At 45.8% G+C, this 3822-nt stretch carries 4 protein-coding genes; all 4 read right to left on the bottom strand.

Features of this window, described 5'->3' with window-relative positions:
* A partial coding sequence (cas4, locus tag ACP5PX_RS07480) for a CRISPR-associated protein Cas4 (RefSeq protein ID WP_428085345.1) occupies positions 1-599 on the bottom strand: 599 nt, incomplete at its 3' end.
* A complete protein-coding gene (gene cas1 / locus ACP5PX_RS07475; RefSeq protein WP_428085344.1) occupies positions 574-1593 on the bottom strand; it encodes a CRISPR-associated endonuclease Cas1 in 1020 nt (339 codons plus the stop codon). The genes cas4 and cas1, both read right to left, overlap by 26 nt.
* A complete protein-coding gene (gene cas4a, locus ACP5PX_RS07470; protein WP_428085343.1) occupies positions 1590-2474 on the bottom strand; it encodes a type I-A CRISPR-associated protein Cas4/Csa1 in 885 nt (294 codons plus the stop codon). The genes cas1 and cas4a overlap by 4 nt, the downstream gene beginning before the upstream one ends.
* Before the next feature lie 2 nt (positions 2475-2476).
* The gene (gene cas2, locus ACP5PX_RS07465) at positions 2477-2878 is read right to left on the bottom strand and encodes a CRISPR-associated endonuclease Cas2 (RefSeq protein WP_428085342.1); all 402 of its coding nucleotides are present in this window, start codon (positions 2876-2878) and stop codon (positions 2477-2479) included.
* Positions 2879-3822 lie beyond the last annotated feature (944 nt).

The following is a 3822-nucleotide window of genomic DNA, read 5'->3' as shown; positions in this document are numbered from 1 at the left end:
TAAACTCTCTTACAATATCGTTGAAATTCACAATAACTGCATCTTGTCCGATCCACTGGCTTCGGAATAGAGTCGGATTGGATGATCTTGAACATACGTTCAATGTCTTTTTTGAGTTCCCCCTTCTCCTCTGGGAATATTTTTACCCAAAAGATTCGTCTTGAGGGCAGAATATAAATCAACCCACGCGACACATGTGCTCCGAGCGATTTTTCGAGTAAAACAGCATAGGCAATTATCTGTTTTCTCCAAGCCCGCGTAACACAGCTAAGATTGGAATATTTGACTTCAACGGGAATAATTTCTCCCGAGGCAAGTTTTAAAACAGTATCTACTTTGCCGCAAAGACCTAGTTCTTTATCTTCCAGAAACAAATCGTGAAGAATTTCTGATATCTCTTCTCTTGGGATCCCATAAATGGTCATCCTACGCTTACATCTTTCTTCCTCTTTTTCATGTTGGGTTTTGGCAAAATCCATCTTTTTTAAAGGTGGTGGAGTGAATCCCAGTTTTCTGCAAAAGTACAGCTCCCGAGGACAATAAAAATACATGAAAAGCTCAAGTACAGTAAACTCACCAGTACTGGGTGAAACCTTCATACCTTGGCACTTCTCCCCTTAAAAATTTGGCAATTTGTCTTGCTTGACGGAGAATCGTATCGCTCCAGTTTAACTTGCATTCTCCCAATCGAATGCTCGATTGAAGTTCTGAAAGAAATTCTTGTAAAAATAACCTCCGCGTTTCTTCTTTCATAAGGCAAACGCCATCCAGCATTTCGAACCCATCTTTTGAAACCATTTTCTTACTAGCTAACTTAAACACAAATTTATCCACGACATGAGGTCTAAACTCTTCCATTAAGTCAAGCACCATACTTGGTTTACCAGGCTTATCCGCGTGGAGAAATCCACCATACGGGTCTAAACCAGCATAATGAACTGCTCTCCAAACTTCTCCCATCAAGATTCCGTATCCATAATTCAACATGCTGTTTGCTGGATCTGTTGCATATCTCCCGCTCCGGTCTCTGAAACCAAACTCCTTTAGTATTCCGCTGACCACTCCCCAATATTGTTGTGCAGCCCTACCTTCAATATTCAGTAAATTTTCTCTCCCATCCTCTATCTTTTCGCCCTCAATTGTTGCCAAATCGTTCAATAATTTTTCAATTTCCTCTGTGGCGGAATAAAGTCTTTCAGCTAGTATAGGATTGGTGTCAACTCTTCGTTTCGCAAGGGTATAAAGAACAGCTTTTTGGTTTTTGATTTTTGCTCTAACAATCTCTCTCGCTATCACCAATCCCCTTTTGTCGCGGTAGGCAAAGTACTGCTCTTTTCTTGTGCTCACGGTTTTCATCATGGGCGGCATGAGGACGGCCATCATATCTCCACGAAAGTCTACTATCAAAACGTTAACTCCGTTCTTAGCCAGCAGTTGTAGCGCGTCTGTGCTCACCGAACCTTTCCCGGAAATTATGACTTGTTCTAGATTCTGCGGAGATATTCGTTGCAACGTTCCGCTTGTCTCCTTGACCACCAAGGTTTCCCCCTTTACTCCCAAAAATTTTCCGAAACCATCTATTACCAGCCTCATGTGCACACCTCGAAGAACATGCAGTTGGGAGGACAATCCTTTGGCCTGCCTGGATCCTTGCTTTGTGCGACGCATGCCATTTTCTTATCCCGCTCTTCGATCCACCAGTTTCTGATATCGTCGTTTATGAAGAATAGATCCTTGTCGATGACCACCCTGCCGTTTCTGAAGCTCACGTGGACTGAACAGCCCACATCAATTGGGATTTCATAGAGACTTTCGAACACCAAAGCATAGCCGGTGGGATAAAGGCGGTAAAAGTCGCGCTGTGGTCCTCCAACCTTGACATCGAAAATTATGTGGCGGAGGTAGTCGTAGCAGTCCACGCTCAGCGTCCCGCTCAGGCCCAAAAGCCTACCGGTGAGCTTGTGCTCCACAAGGAAAGGTATGGCGGTGGCCAACAAATCCCTTTCCTCAGCATAGGGGTGGGCGGCCTTGGCTTCCAAATAGGCAGCCTTGACTTGGCTAAGAGTCAGATCCCACAGAGGCTCAAGGCAAGAACGAATAACTTCCGGCTTTTCCACCTGGACGCGGCGCTCAAGCTCGCCCTTCCACCAGTCCTCGAAACTAAGGCTGAAGTCACCCCCCCTTGTTCTGCCAAACACGTGCTCAAGCAGGTTATGCGCCGCCGCCCCCAGCGTTATTTCGTGGGTCCTCTTGCCAGATTTTTTCTCAACGTACATCAAGTAAACATCGCGGCTGGTTGGACAGAACTTACCGCAGACAGAAAACATAGAAATAGGCTCGGAGTAATAGGGCTTCAACGGCTCCTTCCACCAGTTCCAGCCTCTGAGCTCCTGCGTGACGCCTACCTCCCTAGCGAGAGGCAAGATACGGTTAATCAGGAATTTGTGTTCCGGAGCTGAAAGATAAAACACCATACCTAAATAATCTTGACCTCCTCCTTTTCAAGGATTTCTGATGGCTTTTCTGAGACAATCCTGCACAGCCTAACGCAACGATCACAGAGGGGAACCACATAGATAATGTCCCTTTCGCCACCAATATAGTTGCGCAGTTCCCGGACTAAGATCTCGCGGTCGTGAGCGTTCAGCTCACCCTTGAAGGCGCTGTACTGGACGCGCTGGAGGCCGTAGTCAAAGAGGCGGCTGGCGAGCTTAGTCCTGACCTCGTCGGAGCTTATGTCGTAAATTACTAAAGCCAACATGGGCTTTACCATAGTTTTTGACTTCAGCGAAGGCCAGCTAAATGGCCTCACTTTTTTTATCGCCTCCTGATGTTTTATCCTTTCGCTCTTCTCTAGTTGATAGCTAATACATTCCAAACTGCATTATAATTACTTCTTTTTCCATTTTCAGCGTTTTAATCGGACTTTTTCGAGCACCAGCTATATTCATCAGAAGAGCGGAGGTTTTTAACCCCACCGGCCTCGGCCAGCCTCGCTATCACTAGTCGCTAGGCATATATATAGCAAAACCTAAGAAAAAAGACTTAATCGGGTCGAAATATCTTCACCGAGCTGAGCGGCCGTGTTTAGACCTTAGGAGTAAGTATCAAAACTGAAGGAGATCGGATTCTCGTCCCTTATCTCCTGCCGCTTCAATTCTCGGCTTTCAGCGAAATGAAGTTGGAAGGGCAACCCACTTTCAGAACAGTGGAGGAATATACGAAGACCCCGTGGCCCTTAAGTGATAGTACCCTGACCGCATCCTAAGATTTTGGTTCAGAGCATAGCTGGAGCGAAGAAGATCAATATTATCCAGACAGTCTGGCCCCGTGAAAAAGAGTTTACAATGGCCTGAAACAAGGCTAGGTAGGTCCCTGTTTTCCGTGGCTTTCTAATTTGAAGGAAAACCATACGGCACTCAGAGTTCGGTAATAAAAAACCAGAGGCCAAGATCCGCAAGCAGAGAACCCACATAGCTGTCCGAAAATTTCAAATGCACTGGAGCCCATTGGTTGGCTGTAGGAGACCCATATGGTGAAGCTTCGATTCATGTATAAAGAGTGTGAGAAAGAATTTGATTTTGACGTTGGCAAAATCTCTTTTCCGATTGGAGAGGAACGCCCTTATTTTGAGAGAACCATCGCGTGCCCCAGATGTGGGGTTTTATCACTGGGCGAAGTCGAGCTGACCGAGCTTGGGCAGACCCGATTAACGGAAATCCTTATGTCAAGACTAAAAATTTGACGATCCGCCGCAACCAACTAAAAACTTGAGAAGGCATAAAAGCTACTAACCAAAGCACATACCGTATGTTACAGTAA

It is taken from the genome of Hadarchaeum sp. (SeqCode), from assembly GCF_049969415.1.
In the GTDB taxonomy this organism is placed as follows: domain Archaea; phylum Hadarchaeota; class Hadarchaeia; order Hadarchaeales; family Hadarchaeaceae; genus Hadarchaeum.
The sequence above is the reverse complement of the archived record's forward strand: the minus strand, read 5'-3'. Positions and strand labels throughout refer to the sequence as shown.